Raw genomic sequence first — 15,914 nt, 5'->3', positions numbered from 1 at the left:
TCCAATTGCCCTATGCCCATCATCCCCGATTCTGGCTTTGCTGGACTTGCTGCAATAACTTTTCTACACTTTCTGCTGGTGCAAGGCACTTTAAACCTTGGCAAACTAAACCAACGCTTCCCTCTGGTAAATCAGATACCGCAGTAAACACAGCACTTGGTAGAAAGTCGGGGATCAAAGAGTTTATTTGCTCTGTTGTGCTGCGAATCAACGTTGAATTCCGATACCAATCCAAAGCTGTAAACAAGCTTGGACATGCTTGGGGAGCGCGATGCATGACGCTTTTGAAAGCTTTTAAACCTTGTTCTGCTAAATCTAAATAATGTAGATTATCACTGAGTAGTGCTAGACGCACAAGGTTAGCGATCGCCACTCCATTGGCTGATGCTGTGGCATTATCGGCGTAACTGCGCTCGCGCACAATTAAATCTTGACTTGCATCACTTGATGCGTTATAATAACCACCTAACTCTACACTCCAAAGGAATTCATTAAATTCATCTTGGATAGCGATGGCTTTTTCTAACCATTGTTGATGCTCAGGGTTGGAAGCTTGTAAATCCAAAAGAGCTTTAATAAAAAAGGCGTAGTCTTCAGACTGGGCTAAAACCGTTGGTTCTCCTTGGTAGTTGAGTCGCTGGAAGCGCCCATCAACAAACTGATTATCTAAAATGAAATTTGCCGCTTGTGCTGCTAGTTCCAGGTATGGCGGTTGTTGGAATACCGCCGCAGCCCTAGCTAAACCAGAAATCATCAAGCTATTCCAGGCGACAATCATTTTCGTATCTGTTACCGAGGGAATGCGTCCTGGCCAGTTAGTGGTTTTAGCTTCTTGATTGTTGCGAGCAGGGGGGAAAATGTCTAGTGATTCAGGGCTAGTGCCGTAGCGGACTGCAAACAATTTACTCAGTGCTGTTTCCAGTGTTGCACTCAGTTGCCCGGTATGGCGTCTTTGCAAAACATTCTTACCTTCAAAGTTGCCGTTAGGGGTTACGGTAAACTGTTGTTCTAATTCCGTGAGTTCTTCAGAGGTTAACAGTTGTTGTAATTCGCTGTAACTCCAGACGTAAAAAGCTCCTTCCTCTGGTTCCACAGCAGTGGGTTCGGTGAAACTGTCGGCATCTTGAGCCGCATAGAAGTAACCTTCAGGCGAGGTCATTTCTCGTTTCAGCCATTTTATAGTACCAGCGATCGCCCTTTCAAAAGCTGGCTCTTTTATGCCTGCACTCCATAAACCAGCTAGATATTCGACAATTTGCCCATTATCATAGAGCATCTTTTCAAAGTGGGGTACTGTCCAAGTCGGGTCTACAGTATAGCGATGAAACCCACCGCCTACATGGTCGTAAATCCCTCCCAGTGCTAGATCTAGTCCTCGTTGGGTACAAACTTCCTTGCCATCATACCGAGATTCAAAATTGAATCGAGTTCCCCGCAGTGCTAATTCTGCATAGGGAATCATGGGAAAACTATTGCCAGTTTGATTAGGAGTAATTATGCCCGTGCTGGTTTCCCAACCTTGTCGGAGTAATTCATGGTCTTGTAGCTCATTAGTTGTAGCATCTTGCAACACCGCAGACGTGAGCAGCGACTCGATAATAATGGCTTTGCGTTGTTGTAAATCTTTTTTTTCTGTATCGTAATAACGACGTAGTGCTTGTAAAACTTGTAAAAATCCGGGACGACCATAGCGTTGGTCTACAGGAAAATAAGTACCAGCATAAAACGGCACTAAATCCTCAGGAGAAAGAAAGACATTTAAAGGCCAACCGCCTTGACCGCTCATCATTTGTAGAGCCTGCATGTAGATGCTATCGAGGTCTGGTCTTTCTTCTCGGTCTACCTTAATGGGAAGAAAGTTGGCATTCATGTAGTTGGCGATCGCAACATCAGAAAAAGCCTCCCCTTCCATAACAGTACACCAGTGGCAACTAGAGTAACCAATGGAGAGAAAAATTGGTTTATCTTGCGCTTTTGCAGTTGCAAGTGCTTCGTCACACCAAGGCCACCAATCAATCGGGTTTTCGGCGTGTTTCCGGAGGTATAGGCTCTTAGCTTCAGCAAGACGATTAGTCATAATCAAATGCAAATAGTTGCCTTCTTTGCTCAGTCTACCCTGTTGCTAGGAATGTTCGTCTAATAGTCTGCCAACCCAAAAATGTTAGTTGGAGGTTGGGTAAAGGTTAAAAGGAAAAGGGTAAGGGATTTAAAACCTTTCCCCTTTCCCCTTTATCCCGCTATCACAAAAGCGAACTACTAGTAGTCTGTCAACCCAAAAATGCTGGATGAAGGCTCTTTAATGGGTAAGGGATTTAAAACCTTTCCCCCTTACCCTTTCCCCTTTACCCTTTCCCCTTTAAAGAGCCAAGCGAACTACTAGTGTAAGTTTTGAATATCACCTACATTTGTGCAATTTTTAAATTATTTTTACTCAAAAGTACGTAATAACAGACTCACGATGATATTTGTTGGCGTTTCCGGCACAGGTGATGCTGTTTTTGTCTGAGCTATGGTATTTGAGCTAAGTCCTGCTATCAGGTGGAGCAAGAAGGTGATAATGGCGGCTTGTAGAAGTTTTTCCCGCATGGCACGTCTCTCTCTAGATGGATAGCCTTTCAATAAGGGACTTCCAAGTCAAAAAATATTCCATAGAAAATTGTTCGCTGTTGACTGTTGACTGTGAACTGTCAACGCTTTAACCGGAATACTTTATTTTTTAGAGTTCCCTAAGGACTGGTTATTCTAAATACACCTCGTAGTATCGATTTACCGAATCTAACAAAAATAATTTGAGAAATGGCGAGGGGAATTCTGAAAAAATGTTTAAAATGTTACTTTCATTTCATAGAATTTCCCAAGGAAGCCAAATCACTATATAACCAAAGTCATAGAGAAAAAGTTGAGATATGACTTTGGTCATAGTTGGAGTTGTTTGATTGTTATTCCCTGAGCAGGGACATTTTTAAAGACCGCTTTTGCGAATAAAAAGTGCCCTGAGTGCAACTGAAGATTCCAAGGGCTAGAATTCTATTTTCTATCTCCCAGAGAATAGGAGGGATAAACTCCAATTTCCTGTTCTCATCGATAAAATGTACTTAATATAGCCACAAACACGCTTACTCATGATTCCTATCGTTATTGAACAATCGGGTCGAGGTGAACGCGCCTTTGACATCTACTCACGGCTGTTGCGTGAGCGCATCATTTTTTTGGGACAACAAGTTGACAATAATCTGGCTAACTTGATTGTCGCCCAACTGCTGTATTTGGATGCTGAAGACCCGGAGAAAGACATTTATATGTATATCAATTCTCCCGGTGGTTCGGTAACGGCTGGTATGGGTATTTTTGATACTATGAAACAAATTCGCCCTGATGTCTGTACTATTTGTACCGGATTAGCGGCAAGTATGGGTGCTTTCCTCCTCAGTGCTGGTGCTAAGGGTAAGCGGATGAGTCTACCTCATTCTCGAATTATGATTCATCAACCTCTGGGTGGCGCTCAAGGACAAGCAACTGACATTGAAATTCAGGCGCGGGAAATTCTCTACCACAAGCGGCGGCTCAACGACTATTTAGCCGAACATACTGGTCAACCAATTGAGCGTATTGCTGAAGATACCGAACGCGACTTTTTTATGTCGCCAGAAGAAGCTAAAGAATATGGCTTGATTGACCAAGTAATCGACCGCCACGCTGCTGGTAGCCGTCCAGTAGCCCTAGTGTAAAGTGCTGAGTGCTGAGCAGAATTTCCACTCAGCACTCATAACTATCCTAAAATCCAGCTAATAGACATCTGATTAAAATCAATGTAGAGACGTAGCAATGCTACGTCTCTACAAGAGTTTTGGGTAACGCAGAATTAATTTCACTAGATGTCTAATGGGTCTTCTGGCTGAGATTGGAGGTATTTGAGAAATTCGTATAATTCCTCATCAGTCAGCAAAAAACGTCCTCGCTTGCCGTAGGTTTTAATGAGGTGCTGCCGTCCCTGTTCTTGTGTCCAGCCTAAGCGGTGCATTTCAACATCAGTCTTAGTTATTACCTGAGATAAACCCTCAGAAGACATTCTAGAGATTAGATTGTCTGATTCTTCCCAGAATGTAGAGAAATCTTGTAACTCTTCGTATTCTAGTTCCAAACAAATATTTTCTGATTCTTCCCAGAATGTAGAGAAATCTTGGAACTCTTCAGATTCTGGCTCCAAATAGTTGGAGTATTCTACTTCATCGGATAGAACTTCGTTTAATGCTAGTGTAGGTTGAGATGCAAGGTATTGGAGAAAGTCTAGTAATTCTACTTCGGTCAGCAACAAACGCGATCGCTTCCCATAAGTTTTAATCAGATGTTCCCGCCCCTGGTCTGTTGTCCAGCCTAACCGCTGAAGTTCGACATCTGTTTGAGCTATTACTTTAGAGAAATTAAAAGGTTCCATACCTTAATTCGTATTTCAATAGCCTTAGGACTTACGCAACGCCGATATTGTCATTGCGACCGAAACGGAGTGTAGGGAGGCAATCCCAGCGTCAGGGGGGATTACTTCCCTATCGCTCGTAATGACCGAATTACGTTATTTTTGCGTAAGTCCTGAGCCTGTGTCTTTTGCCATTAGTCCTTACAAATCACAAATGACAAAAGACTAATGACCAATGACTATTAACTAAAATCCCGCTAGCGGGTCTGGCTGAGATTGGAGATATTGGAGAAATCCGTGTAATTCTTCTTCAGTCAGCAAAGTCCGCCCCCGCTTGCCGTAAGTTTTAATTAAATGCTCCCGTCCCTGTTCTGGTGTCCAGCCTAAACGCTGAAGTTCCACATCTGTTTTGGCAATAACATCAGATAAATCTACAGGTTCAGCTTTTTTCCTTCTCTTTCCTGTACTGATTTGCGGAACTGCATCTTCTTGAGGGCTATAATTCCGGGGTGTAAATGGTGTGACATTACTGGCAGAAATTCCTGGAAAGCTGGGATTTTCTGCCTGCTGACCAGATACCATTTCCAAATTTTCAGCTGGCGAATCGAATTCTAGTTGTCGGTTAGCAGTCAAAGCAAACTCTCGACCTAAATCTTGGCTATAAGTCTCGCTTGTGTTTGGCGTGTCAGGTATCGGCTCGATTCTGCTGCTAGCCGTTGGCAGATCTAAATTTTCGTTTGTTACTGGCTCTAGTTTGATATTCCTTTGTTTAGAGGATGGTGTAGATATTTCTTTGTTGCTGACACTTGACCACTGGGGAGCAACAAAATCCTCATTTTTTGTTGAGGAATAACTAGACTCACTCACTTTGGTGTTCGAGGAAGCATTTGATTGTGTTTGAGAAATTGATTCTTGTGGTGCATCAGTAATTCCCAAAACCGTCAATGCCCTGGTTCTGGCTTGGTCTTCTGCTGCTTCTATTGTTTCTGCTGCTGCCATACCCGTAGCACGGGTTATACCTTCAAGTTGTACGCTTACCCGAACAATAAATTTTCCTTGAAAAATTTGGGGGGAATAGGGAGATGGGGGGATGGGGAGATGGGGAGATGGGGAGATGAGGGAGATGAGGGAGTAGGGGAAGAATAACTTTTGTTCTTAACTTTTAACTCCTAACTCCTAACTCCTAACTCAGCACTCCCCATGCCCAATGCCCTGAAGTAATATTGTTGCTTCGCCCTGTGTCCCAATTGTAGCAGTACCTGTTTTTTGAGGAAATTTTTGGGTGGTGTCAACTTACCTGGGTAGTTTTGTCTGTAATGCTATACTATTTACCCAACTTAATGTGTATAACTATTTTCTGGAAGTGCGCTCTAAATCTACAATAATGAAGATAAGGTTCGCCCTCACTGCTTATTAAGCTGCTCGCCTAATTGTTACCGATTCTACGTGTGGAAAAATTGGGTTTACTAGCAGTTCCTCCTAGTTAAAAATCAGAGTCTAATGGCGTAAAATTACCTTCAATCTAGACAATCAAACACCTGTGGTCTCCACGCCACTTGCTCTACTTGGGGAGACCCCTACGTACTGTTAGTGGCTCCCCCGCATAGCGCTTTGGGCAGCATGGAGAGTTCTCCAAACCCAGCTTCTCCAAAAGCGTTGCGTGATTACCAGGCGGGGCTAAATATCAATCAGGCGTACTTTCTGAGTTTGGTTAGATGAAGGAATTGAAACCCAGGCAAACTTTGAGAGCATCGTGCAGTGAGAAGTCCAAAGGACGCCCAGAGTTGTGTGTGGGTTGGTTTCCTCGGCTCAACACAACTTGGGGAATAGTTTCCCGCAAGGGTAGGTTGGCTTCCTTTCCTTGGAAATTAGGAAGCCTTGCCTCAGGGCAATTCGTTTCCAGCTTGTTTCTGTAAGCCGTCAAAACCCTTGAAGCTCTTAATCAAGGTAAAGGTGAAAGGGAAAACACAAGAAGGGAAAGGTTGGAAAGGAAAAGGGGAAAGGTCTGAAGACTGGTCTTTTTCCCTTTTCTCTTTAGCTCTTTGTCAACAGGCAAAGGAGACCTTTCGCTTCCTATGGTGAGGGCATACAGGAAAGAACCAGATTAAAAAAATGATGTTTTGACCAAAGGTCGGTTCACTGCATGGAATTTTCAATCGCTACACTCCTTGCCAATTTCACCGATGATAAATTGGTGGCTCGTAAAGTTTTGGAAAAGAAACTTGGTTGTGAAGATGAAAAAAGCCTACAAAAACTTCACATAGCCTTAGATGTTCTGGAAAAAATCGGTATTTTGGTGAAAGAACGAGGCAAGTATCGCCGTGTTATGGAAGAGGGAATCATCGAAGCAAAACTCCGTTGTTCTAGTAAAGGTTTTTGCTTTGCGATTCAAGATGTGGAAGGAGCTGAGGATATTTACATTCGTGAAAGTCATCTAAGTAATGCTTGGAATGGCGATCGCGTTTTGGTCAGAGTCCTCAAAGAAGGTAGTCGCCGTCGCTCTCCAGAAGGAGAGGTAAAGCTCATCCTTGAACGTTCCAACCACACATTACTGGCACGAATTAAGCAAGTAGAAAATGGTTTTCGGGCTGTACCTCTAGACGATAGATTGCTGTTTGAACTCAAGATTCAACCCAATGGTGCGAAATTAGAAGATGCCATCGATCACCTCGCCCACGTGGAAGTCTTGCGTTATCCCTTAGCTCAATACCCCCCTTTGGGTAGAGTAGTACAAATCCTTGGCAGTGATGCCGAAGCTGCTGCTGATATAGATTTGGTAACATGCAAGCACGACTTATCCCGTACTTTTGCCGATAACGTCCTAGAAGCAGCTGCCAAGTTACCCAAAAAGCTCCTCAAAGCAGACCTGAAAAATCGCTTAGATTTACGTAATGTATTCACCATTACCATCGAAGGCGTAAATGGAGATACCAAAGTCATCGAGAATGCCTTTAGTTTGGAGAGAAACCCCAGTGGAAATTGGCTTTTAGGAGTTCACATCGCTGATATTTCTCACTACGTGCAACCTGATGAAGCCCTGGATAGAGAAGCACTCAAACGAGGCAAATCAGTGTATTTGGGAGAATTAATACTGCCAATGTTGCCCCCAATTGTGGCAGAACGCTGTTCTTTAGTAGCAGGAAGCGATCGCTTAACCATCTCTTTCTTAATTACCATCGATCCCAAATCAGGGCAAATAGTAGAGTGGGAAATTCAACCAAGCGTCATCAACGTCGAGACTGCACTCACCACAGAACAAGCCGAAGAAATTCTCGCAGGTGAATTTCACAACCAATCTCCAGAGGTGTTGGAGATTCTGCAAAATCTCCAGGCTTTGCAAAGAGATTTAAGACAAGTGAGATTAAATCGCGGTAGCTTGCAATTAAATCTGCCCCCCAGCCAAAACCCATATTATGATGAGGGAATTCTGGGGGCTGTGGTGGTCAATGATTTACCGGTGCGATCGCTACTCACTGAGTTAGTGCTGTTAGTTAATCAATTGATGGCAACTCACCTAAACGCCCTTGGTGTTCCGGCTATTTGGCGAGTCCAAGGCACGCCAGATATCGAAGATGTCCAGGAAATGCTGAAATTGGCAATCAATTTAGGCGTTGACTTAGCCTTAGATCCAGAAGCCGATATCCAACCATTAGATTATCAACATTTAACCAGAGCTTTTGCCGAATCTGCCTCCGAGCAAGTTCTCACCTATTTGTTGCAAGATACCCTCAAGCCTTCTGCATACAGCACCACCAAAGGGCCTCACTTTGGCTTGTCGCTAGGACAGTATGTCCACTTTAGCGCCCCCTTGCGGCGTTACCCGGACTTACTGATGCAAAGAGTGTATTACACACTACTGGAACATGGACGCGATCGCCGTAACACCCGTGTGAGAGAGCGAGTTAACTTACGCCATTCCTCCAGCCACGAAGAAATTAACTGGAACGTTTTACCCCCAGAATTGCAACAAGAACTCCAAAGCGATTTGACCAGGGTAATTGTCCAAATCAACGACAGAGAAAAAGAAGTCCAAGAAGCCGAAGCTGATTTAGCAGGACTGCAAAAAGCCCAACTCATGAAGCAGCGCATCGGTGAGGTCTTTCAAGGAGTAATTACTGGCGTTCAATCCTACGGTTTCTTTGTGGAAATTGAAGTACCAGCAGAGGCGGTTGAATCCAGTAGTAATCCTGGCGTACCCCTGAGAGTAGAAGGATTGGTACACGTCAGTTCTCTCAAAGATGATTGGTATGAATATCGCGCCAGACAGCAAGCACTATTTGGTCGCAAAAATCGCGCTTCCTATCGACTAGGCGATCGCGTTGCTGTGCAAGTTAAGAGTGTTGATTACTACCGCCAGCAAATTGATTTGGTAACTGTCGGCAGCGATGGTGTAGCTAAAGGTTTAGCAGGTAGCGCCTCTAATGAAGATATTTCAGACCTTTACTTAGAAAATGACATGGAACCTGATGACCTAGATCCTTATGGAGAGGATGAGTAAATACCTGTAGGAAGTACGTGTTAAATCAAACTAAACCTCTAATTTTAGGCGTATCGGGCGCATCTGGTCTGATTTACGCCGTTCGCGCTATCAAATTTCTGTTGGAAGCAGAATATAGTATTGAACTGGTTGCCTCTAGATCAACTTACATGGTTTGGCAATCAGAACAGGAAATTCGGATGCCAGCAGAACCAACAGCGCAAGAACAATTCTGGCGAGAGCAAGCAGGAGTCCCACTTGCTGGTAAACTGCGCTGTCATCCTTGGGGCGATGTCGGTGCTGGAATTGCCAGTGGTTCCTTTGCGGCTTTAGGAATGATAATTATTCCATGTAGCATGAGTACAGTGGCAAAACTAGCAGCCGGCTTGAGTTCGGATTTACTAGAACGCGCAGCTGATGTGCAACTCAAAGAAGGTCGCAAGTTGGTAATTGTACCGCGTGAGACTCCTTTTAGCTTGATTCATCTGCGTAACTTAACTTCCTTAGCAGAAGTTGGAGTGAGAATTGTCCCCGCTATTCCTGCTTGGTATCACAATCCGCAAACCATTGAGGATTTAGTTGATTTTGTAGTTGCCCGTGCTTTCGATCAATTAGATATTGACTGCATACCAATTCGGCGCTGGCAAGGAAGGAATTAAGTTCATTGTTGACTGTTGACTGTTGAGTGTTGACAGTTAACAGTCATAGCAGTTCAAACAACCCCAAATGCTCTTGGTAGCTGAAAAAAAAATTTTTTTCCAAAAACACTAGCGCAATGGAAAATCTTTTGCTATATTATATAATCGTGAGACACAAGGGCGGTTAGCTCAGTTGGTAGAGCGCCTGCCTTACAAGCAGGATGTCATCAGTTCGAGTCTGGTACTGCCCATGCGCTAGAAAACTAAAAAAGCCGTCGTTTGGCGGCTTTTTTAATGCAGTTCGATTTTATCGCTGCAATTTCGGGTAATATTATCACTTGAAATTACTTGAAATTACTTGAAATCACAGCACAAAATTAGCACAGCAAAATGGACAATCGAGGCGGTAAATGAGCGCCTAAAGGCAGGCAAGATTGGGGTGAAGGTGGAAGCAAGGGGCGATCGCTTATCTCTCCGGGCCACACTTCCACCCAAGCCAGGGAGCAACAAAGCCAAACCCCATCAGCAGTACATTGCCTTGGGAATTTACGACAATCCGGCCGGCTTGCAACGAGCAGAAGCTGAAGCCAAAATCGTGGGTGGATTGTTGGCTAGGGCTGAATTTGATTGGGGAAGGTATCTTTCCCAAGAACAAGAACAAGAACTAGGGATCGGGGACTGGGGATCGTGGATAGAAAAACTCCGCGCTGATTACTTTGCCCAGAAGGGCGAAAATCCCACGACCCAATTTACTTGGAAGAACGATTACGAAGCAGCCTTCAAAAACCTCAAGGGGGATGTGACTGGTGCCTCAATTATCGCTGCCGCCACTTCGACGCCTGCCAATAGCCGATCCCGGAAGCGGACTTGCGAAAAACTACAGATTTTAGCTGAGATTGCTGGGGTAAAAGTAAACCTTAAACCTTACATCGGCAACTACGGCAATGCCCAGACCAAGCCGCGCCAGGTACCGACTGATGAGCAAATAATTCAAGTGCGATCGCTTTTTGACGACTCTCCCGCTTGGCAATGGGCTTATGGAATACTGGGGGCCTACGGCTTGAGAAGCCATGAGATATTTTTCTGCGAAATATCAAAAGATAGCTTAGCCTGCCACGTACTGGAAGGCAAAACCGGCGAGCGAATTTGCTACCCCCTGCACCCAGAATGGGCACAAGAGTGGCAATTGTGGCAAATCAAGAAGCCCCGGTGTAGTGGTAAAACTTACCGCGATTATGGCAAACGAGTGACTTCTACCTTTTGGCGACGGGATGTGCCATTTGACCCCTATGATTTACGCCATGCTTACGCGATTCGGGGCAGTGTGCGCTATAAGGTTCCGGTGGCGACGATGGCAGCCTGGTGTGGGCACTCGCCCGTTGTCCATTATCAGACGTATAATCGCTGGATCTCACAAGTAGAACACGAAAAAGTCTTTGAACAACTCAAAAACCAAAAAACCTAAATATTATCCACTAGCAACTTAATCAACCTTCTCCGCTGTTCCACATCGAGTTGTAGGGCTATCGTCAGCACATCTTCTGCCACCTTTGGCGAGTAACTTACGTTTTCGCCTTTGATTTGATTAAACAATTCCTCAATGCTCATACCCGCAGCCACAGCGATTTTTTCTAAATTCTCCGACGAGGGAAAGCCTTGACCTTGTAGCCAGTTTTGCACAGTCCCCAATGCGACGCCCAGATCCATAGCAAGTTGGCGCTGAGAGCGAACGCCTTGCGCCCTGGCTAATATTTGTGCTAATCGTCTTTTAGCGTCGTCATCCATTGCCAATAATTCAATTTCTGCCCACATACAATAATGCAGCTTAAAAGGTAATTTTTGGTATTATTTATGACCACTAAAATAGTAGTCAATACTGACTAAAAATCTGTACGTGCTAAACAACCCATACGCGGATTTAGCTCTAATCCATGTATGGGGCGGATACGAAAGTGTCCGTTTCATCAAAACACAGTGTTGCGGCATCAACACCTGTGATTAAAGCGTTCGGGCTTCCCTGCTAGCTCGAACTTTTCGTATCTCAATCCAAATCGATAAGCGCTTTTGTTAATTCTTTGCGCTCTTCTTTGGACAAGTCTTTAGCAAGCAGCAGAATCTGCTTGACAGATGCCGCGCTTTTCTCTCTTTCTATGCCCCGAAGATAATCGAGCAGATCATCAATCCCGCTAAACCCGGTCGCCTTGGCAATTTTTTCTAAATTCTCTGGCGAAGGAAATCCCTGTCCATCAATCCAATTTTTGAGCGTCGCGGGATTAACGCCCAGACTCATCGCGTATTTTCTTAGCGATTGGTTTCCTTGGGCTTCAATAATTAGTTCCGCTAGGCGCTGCTTGGCTTGACTGTCCATTGATAGGAGATATTCAAACGTTTCTAGCCACATCATAATGCACCTTTGAAGGTGTTTTTAAACTACGTGTCACACTTTACGAACTCTTGTAGTAATATTATTTATAAATACACTAATCAACATATTGTTTAGAGCAATATACATGAATAAAACACATTCTGATTCCACCTTGACCGGGGAAAGGGCAAAAGCTTTCAAAAAATCCTTCGACGCGACGCCAGAGATTGAGAGTGAGCTTGTAGAGATAGCCAAAGAGATGGGGGTACCGCAGTCAGCGGTAATTGTCTTTGCCCTCAAGGACTTTTTCTTGAAATACCACAGAGAAAAGCACGAAAGAACGCAGCTCCGGGCGGCCTAATATGAAACAGCCCCAACCCACCGAGAGGCTGATCCCTGAACACCAACTGCGGGAAGCCATTAAAGAAATTTTGGCGGAAATGCTCGGAGTAGCCGCTACCGCACAACACCCGAACCGACGGTGGTACGACACGGAACAGGCTTACCCCCTATTAGGACTCGACTCGGCTGAACAACTCCGCATCATGGTGCGGGACGGCACATTGCGAATTGGACACGAGGTGCGTGATGTGCGATCGCCCAATTCCACAGTTCCTCGATATCAATTTCACATTGGAAATTGCGATATTAGACTCGCATCGCCCCCCGAAAAACGGCGGGGCAAAAAAATAGCGTAATCAGGCGTGATTACGCTTAAAAAAATTATTTTGCAGGCCACAAATTATGACAGAAACTTCACAAACCCGAAACGTTGACGCTTCGGTGCAATCGAATACAAGAGGCGACTTACGCCCCATCAATCCTACAGATATCCAGATACCACAAAGTGCTACAGCTAATACCAAAGAAGTAGAAAGAATAGTCCAAATTTTAAAATCCAAAGGCTCATTGCCAGAAATAATAATAGCTCCTGACAATTCATTAATTCGGGGAATTGACGCGCTAGAAGCGGCTATTCAAGTGGGGCAAACCCTCATTTTGGCTTCAGTCCAAAAGTTAAAAATAGAGACTTCAAAAATACAGCTGACTAACATCAAGCTTGATGGCGGTACGCAGTCCCGCGCCGGTATCAACCAGCAAGTTGTGGATGAATATGCAGTTGCTTGGCGGGATGGGGCGAAATTCCCCGCAATAATTGTGTTTTACGATGGCGAAAATTATTGGCTGGCTGATGGCTTCCACCGCTGCTACTCAGCCAAACAAGCGGGACTGAGTGAAATTGAGGCGGATATCCGCCAAGGCACTCGCCGCGATGCTGTGCTGCATTCTGTGGGGGCAAACAGCAATCACGGGCTGCGACGAACGAACGAAGATAAGCGTCGTGCCATCCAGACCCTGCTAAACGATGATGAATGGCGTCAGTGGAGCGATAGGGAAATCGCTAGGCGCTGCGGCGTTCATCACGACACTGTAGGACGAATCCGTGCTGAACTAACTACTACAACCACGCAAGCAACAGACAACCTATCTGGCGGAAACCGCCAGATAGATGAGAGAAAAGTTGAGCGCGGAGGAACTACCTATACTCAAAAAACGAGGTCAAAGGCAAAGCCCTGGATTCCTAAGGAGACGGAGATAGTAGAGGTAACAGGCGGCGAACACAAAGATAAATTAGCCGAGGTGAGGGTCATCACGGGAAACACGGCTATGTGCTTCGTGGATGGCTCCACCAAGCACGTTCACATCCTCCTTTCGCACATGCAGCCGCAACAGGAAAAGCTGCAAGAGCCTCCGACCTCTGTGACTCAAGAACTGAAACAAAAACAGAAGGATTTAGGATTGGGGACGCGATCGCAAATCTTCCCAGATAAAGAGCGCAACGAAGGTTTCAAGCCAGAACAGCAGCTGGCCTCAGCCAGCATTGTTGACCTCAATACCAATGGCGATGCGCTCGTGACTGAAGTGGCGATCGCACTCCTCAAACTCGCCCCCAAGCAGATGTACGAGGTAATGTGCCGCATCGAGCCAGAACTCGGCACAGATCGCCTAAACGCCATCTGGAAAGCCCTAGAGAAATCTTTGGCGCACAAAGCAGCATGATTCCCGAAATACAGACCCGACTGACTGATGAGGAAGAATTATGAGTTACTGGAGAGAAAAAGCGGCAGCAGCGATTGAGGAAGCGATCGCTCTATTCGCTGCCGATCTGAACAATCTAAACGATCAGCAAAAACAAAGATTAAAATGCGCCATCGACGCTTCTTACCCATTCGGACTACGAAAAAATCATCCATACCAAGCCTGGCTTGACGAACGCCGAAAAGCTTTCTATCGGCTTGGATTAGCGGAAGCTCAAATGGGGTCTAAGGGTGCAAAAAGAAAGCCAGCGATCGGTTGCGATTCAACTGTTCCAGGACAGCAATCGTTATTTTAATGAGTGCAAGACCGGATTCACCTTGGCACTATGCCCGCGCTTTTTATGCTTTGGTGAAAGCCGAATCAAAGCTACACAGACTGATTCGATTTGTTGGCAGAACCGAATTTCATCTTCAGTCCAAATTCGATGACGAGATGATTCTTGATTCCCTCAACGAAATCGAACACCACCTAAATTATGCACGCCAAATAGCAAGCGATAAGTCAATGGATCTAACACAAAAAATTGAGGCTGAACTAGCTCTTAAAGACTGCAATGCTGGGCAACTCAAAGACACCACAGGTGCTACTTATGCTGAGATATTCGCAGTTCTCAAGCGGCTTGTTGATGAGGGTAAAGCATCTCACTACTTCGACAGCAATTCAACCCTGACTTATCAACCTGTAAAACAGCCTTTCTGGAAAATTCGATGAAGCTCTCTTTCCCAAAAAAAGAGACTTCCTTCGCAGTAACGCAATCTACAAAGGAAGCCGATGAATCAATATGATTATATCATTTTTAAATCTTCAAACAACAAAAATTAACGGAGGATGCAATGAGAACATCGTGCATTAATCATCCTCCACGGCAGATAATGGCGATCGTGCGAGAAGACTATTTCTTGCTAACTAGAGACTGTACTGCCGCCGCAATCTTATCAATTTTCGAGTATTGGGCAAATGCAGCGATCGCGCTCAATGCGAATGAATTAGAACCTTGGCTGGGGATAAAAACAGTTAAAGACTTCGAGGAAATGCTACTTGGCATAGCCACAGATAAATGCATTCGCAGAGCGTTACACAAGCTAAGAGAAGCAGGCTTTATTGACATCAGAAAACCCTTGGCGCACAGGAAAAGCCTGGAATATAGGTTTTTGATAACAACAGTACAGTCCGCTTTAAACGAACTTTTTAACGGTAAAAATACCGCTGACTTTGACAAAAGCCAACGGTCAAATGACCGCTCACCCAACGGTAAAAACACCGTTGACTTTGACAAAAGCCAACGGTCAAATGGCCGTTTGACTATATATAAAAAAGATCAAGATCTAGAAGAAATAAGAGAGAAGGAAATTTCTCTCGCGGACGAAACAATTGCACCGATTGTTGAGGAATCGCGTAGGCAAAGCCCCCCGCTCTCATCGCCCCAAATACTCGCTTCGTTGTCAGAGGAAAAGGAGATTTTGCATGAAGCTGATAGCTCTTCATTGGGACAAATTATTCCGCCACCGCCCGGACTCGAAAAAATTAAAAAATATCAAAAGCTGGATGCCGAAGGAACCAAGCTAAAATCTGCGGAACTGCGGGATTGGGCCGATTTGGAGATTGGCCAATACGTTCCGATTTATCGCAAAAGCGGCTATATCCTGACTGGCGGAAACGACATCGTTGGCGAATTTGCGCTTTATGTTGCCAAACAAAACTGCAAGCCTCGACAAGAGCCGACGATCGCGCTCGGATTCAACGTAATCAACAAATGCGAATCCGACCCCCGCAGCTGGCAGAAATTGGTGGTTTGGGTTGTCCAGTGGCAGCAGTCAATTGCAGCAGCTAAAGAAGTGAATCTGGCGGCGTCTATCGCCGACGAGCAAGAAAGGCAACGAATACACCTTGCCTCTAAGAAGAAATTTAGTTTGTGAAAAA

At 45.0% G+C, this 15,914-nt stretch carries 15 protein-coding genes, 1 tRNA gene and 2 pseudogenes; 11 read left to right on the top strand and 7 right to left on the bottom strand.

Translation table 11 applies throughout. The annotated features are described in order from the left end of the window. Window positions 1-19: 19 nt before the first annotated feature. Window positions 20-2,077: a thioredoxin domain-containing protein gene (locus VF06_RS12875; protein ID WP_099067902.1), complete on the bottom strand. Its 2,058-nt coding sequence runs from the start codon at window positions 2,075-2,077 to the stop codon at window positions 20-22. Between the two features lie 350 nt (window positions 2,078-2,427). Next, a complete protein-coding gene (locus VF06_RS39135; RefSeq protein WP_143863117.1) occupies window positions 2,428-2,619 on the bottom strand; it encodes a QAALIT motif small membrane protein in 192 nt (63 codons plus the stop codon). A 503-nt stretch (window positions 2,620-3,122) separates the two neighbouring features. On the opposite strand from VF06_RS39135, the gene clpP reads away from it, so the two are divergent. After that, on the top strand, window positions 3,123-3,728 hold the full coding sequence (clpP, locus tag VF06_RS12870) for an ATP-dependent Clp endopeptidase proteolytic subunit ClpP (RefSeq protein WP_099067901.1): 606 nt from the start codon (window positions 3,123-3,125) through the stop codon (window positions 3,726-3,728). A 143-nt stretch (window positions 3,729-3,871) separates the two neighbouring features. Here the strand turns inward: clpP and VF06_RS12865 are convergent. The 3 genes and pseudogenes from VF06_RS12865 to VF06_RS12860 form a co-directional block, all read right to left on the bottom strand. Then, window positions 3,872-4,054: pseudogene (locus tag VF06_RS12865) on the bottom strand (slr1353 family protein); the annotation flags it as partial. Window positions 4,055-4,270: 216 nt separating this feature from the next. Further along, a pseudogene (locus tag VF06_RS43665) lies at window positions 4,271-4,435 on the bottom strand (slr1353 family protein); the annotation flags it as partial. 225 nt (window positions 4,436-4,660) lie between these two features. Then, entirely contained in the window at window positions 4,661-5,506 is an 846-nt protein-coding gene (locus VF06_RS12860) for a slr1353 family protein (protein ID WP_503423056.1), read from the bottom strand. 1,051 nt (window positions 5,507-6,557) lie between these two features. Between VF06_RS12860 and VF06_RS12855 the strand changes: the two genes are divergently transcribed. The 4 genes from VF06_RS12855 (at window position 6,558) to VF06_RS12840 (ending at window position 10,994) form a co-directional block, all read left to right on the top strand. Continuing rightward, window positions 6,558-8,912, top strand: a complete 2,355-nt coding sequence (locus tag VF06_RS12855) for a ribonuclease R family protein (protein ID WP_099067899.1) — start codon at window positions 6,558-6,560, stop codon at window positions 8,910-8,912. Window positions 8,913-8,929: 17 nt separating this feature from the next. Further along, on the top strand, window positions 8,930-9,550 hold the full coding sequence (locus VF06_RS12850; RefSeq protein ID WP_099067898.1) for a flavin prenyltransferase UbiX: 621 nt from the start codon (window positions 8,930-8,932) through the stop codon (window positions 9,548-9,550). A 157-nt stretch (window positions 9,551-9,707) separates the two neighbouring features. Beyond that, window positions 9,708-9,780, top strand: a tRNA-Val gene (locus VF06_RS12845). A 107-nt stretch (window positions 9,781-9,887) separates the two neighbouring features. After that, window positions 9,888-10,994 carry a site-specific integrase gene (locus VF06_RS12840; RefSeq protein WP_244918242.1) on the top strand — a complete coding sequence of 369 codons (1,107 nt, stop codon included), beginning with the start codon at window positions 9,888-9,890 and terminating at the stop codon, window positions 10,992-10,994. Here VF06_RS12840 and VF06_RS12835 read toward each other — a convergent pair. Continuing rightward, window positions 10,991-11,341: a helix-turn-helix transcriptional regulator gene (locus VF06_RS12835; protein ID WP_099067897.1), complete on the bottom strand. Its 351-nt coding sequence runs from the start codon at window positions 11,339-11,341 to the stop codon at window positions 10,991-10,993. The genes VF06_RS12840 and VF06_RS12835 overlap by 4 nt on opposite strands. 229 nt (window positions 11,342-11,570) lie before the next feature. Then, the gene (locus tag VF06_RS12830) at window positions 11,571-11,933 is read right to left on the bottom strand and encodes a helix-turn-helix domain-containing protein (RefSeq protein ID WP_099067896.1); all 363 of its coding nucleotides are present in this window, start codon (window positions 11,931-11,933) and stop codon (window positions 11,571-11,573) included. 106 nt (window positions 11,934-12,039) lie between these two features. On the opposite strand from VF06_RS12830, the gene VF06_RS12825 reads away from it, so the two are divergent. From VF06_RS12825 to VF06_RS12800, 6 genes are all read left to right on the top strand, one after another. Next, the gene (locus VF06_RS12825) at window positions 12,040-12,255 is read left to right on the top strand and encodes a hypothetical protein (protein ID WP_099067895.1); all 216 of its coding nucleotides are present in this window, start codon (window positions 12,040-12,042) and stop codon (window positions 12,253-12,255) included. Between the two features lies 1 nt (window position 12,256). Further along, window positions 12,257-12,592 carry a hypothetical protein gene (locus tag VF06_RS12820; protein ID WP_099067894.1) on the top strand — a complete coding sequence of 112 codons (336 nt, stop codon included), beginning with the start codon at window positions 12,257-12,259 and terminating at the stop codon, window positions 12,590-12,592. Window positions 12,593-12,638: 46 nt separating this feature from the next. Beyond that, window positions 12,639-13,955, top strand: a complete 1,317-nt coding sequence (locus tag VF06_RS12815) for a hypothetical protein (protein WP_099067893.1) — start codon at window positions 12,639-12,641, stop codon at window positions 13,953-13,955. A gap of 40 nt (window positions 13,956-13,995) precedes the next feature. Next, window positions 13,996-14,289 carry a hypothetical protein gene (locus tag VF06_RS12810; protein ID WP_099067892.1) on the top strand — a complete coding sequence of 98 codons (294 nt, stop codon included), beginning with the start codon at window positions 13,996-13,998 and terminating at the stop codon, window positions 14,287-14,289. Then, the gene (locus VF06_RS12805) at window positions 14,289-14,705 is read left to right on the top strand and encodes a hypothetical protein (protein ID WP_099067891.1); all 417 of its coding nucleotides are present in this window, start codon (window positions 14,289-14,291) and stop codon (window positions 14,703-14,705) included. The genes VF06_RS12810 and VF06_RS12805 overlap by 1 nt, the downstream gene beginning before the upstream one ends. 122 nt (window positions 14,706-14,827) lie before the next feature. Further along, on the top strand, window positions 14,828-15,910 hold the full coding sequence (locus VF06_RS12800) for a hypothetical protein (RefSeq protein ID WP_143861860.1): 1,083 nt from the start codon (window positions 14,828-14,830) through the stop codon (window positions 15,908-15,910). Window positions 15,911-15,914 lie beyond the last annotated feature (4 nt).

The organism is Nostoc linckia z4, assembly GCF_002608075.1.
Lineage (GTDB): Bacteria > Cyanobacteriota > Cyanobacteriia > Cyanobacteriales > Nostocaceae > Nostoc > Nostoc linckia.
Note: the sequence above shows the minus strand (reverse complement) of the source record. Positions and strands in the feature narration are given on the sequence as shown.

Coding starts and splice junctions, on each gene's coding strand:
- VF06_RS12875 (WP_099067902.1), bottom strand. CDS start 2,077: ATGACTAATCGTCTTGCTGAAGCTAAGAGCCTATACCTCCGGAAACAC.
- clpP (WP_099067901.1), top strand. CDS start 3,123: ATGATTCCTATCGTTATTGAACAATCGGGTCGAGGTGAACGCGCCTTT.
- VF06_RS12855 (WP_099067899.1), top strand. CDS start 6,558: ATGGAATTTTCAATCGCTACACTCCTTGCCAATTTCACCGATGATAAA.
- VF06_RS12835 (WP_099067897.1), bottom strand. CDS start 11,341: ATGTGGGCAGAAATTGAATTATTGGCAATGGATGACGACGCTAAAAGA.
- VF06_RS12830 (WP_099067896.1), bottom strand. CDS start 11,933: ATGATGTGGCTAGAAACGTTTGAATATCTCCTATCAATGGACAGTCAA.
- VF06_RS12825 (WP_099067895.1), top strand. CDS start 12,040: ATGAATAAAACACATTCTGATTCCACCTTGACCGGGGAAAGGGCAAAA.
- VF06_RS12820 (WP_099067894.1), top strand. CDS start 12,257: ATGAAACAGCCCCAACCCACCGAGAGGCTGATCCCTGAACACCAACTG.
- VF06_RS12815 (WP_099067893.1), top strand. CDS start 12,639: ATGACAGAAACTTCACAAACCCGAAACGTTGACGCTTCGGTGCAATCG.
- VF06_RS12810 (WP_099067892.1), top strand. CDS start 13,996: ATGAGTTACTGGAGAGAAAAAGCGGCAGCAGCGATTGAGGAAGCGATC.
- VF06_RS12805 (WP_099067891.1), top strand. CDS start 14,289: ATGAGTGCAAGACCGGATTCACCTTGGCACTATGCCCGCGCTTTTTAT.
- VF06_RS12800 (WP_143861860.1), top strand. CDS start 14,828: ATGAGAACATCGTGCATTAATCATCCTCCACGGCAGATAATGGCGATC.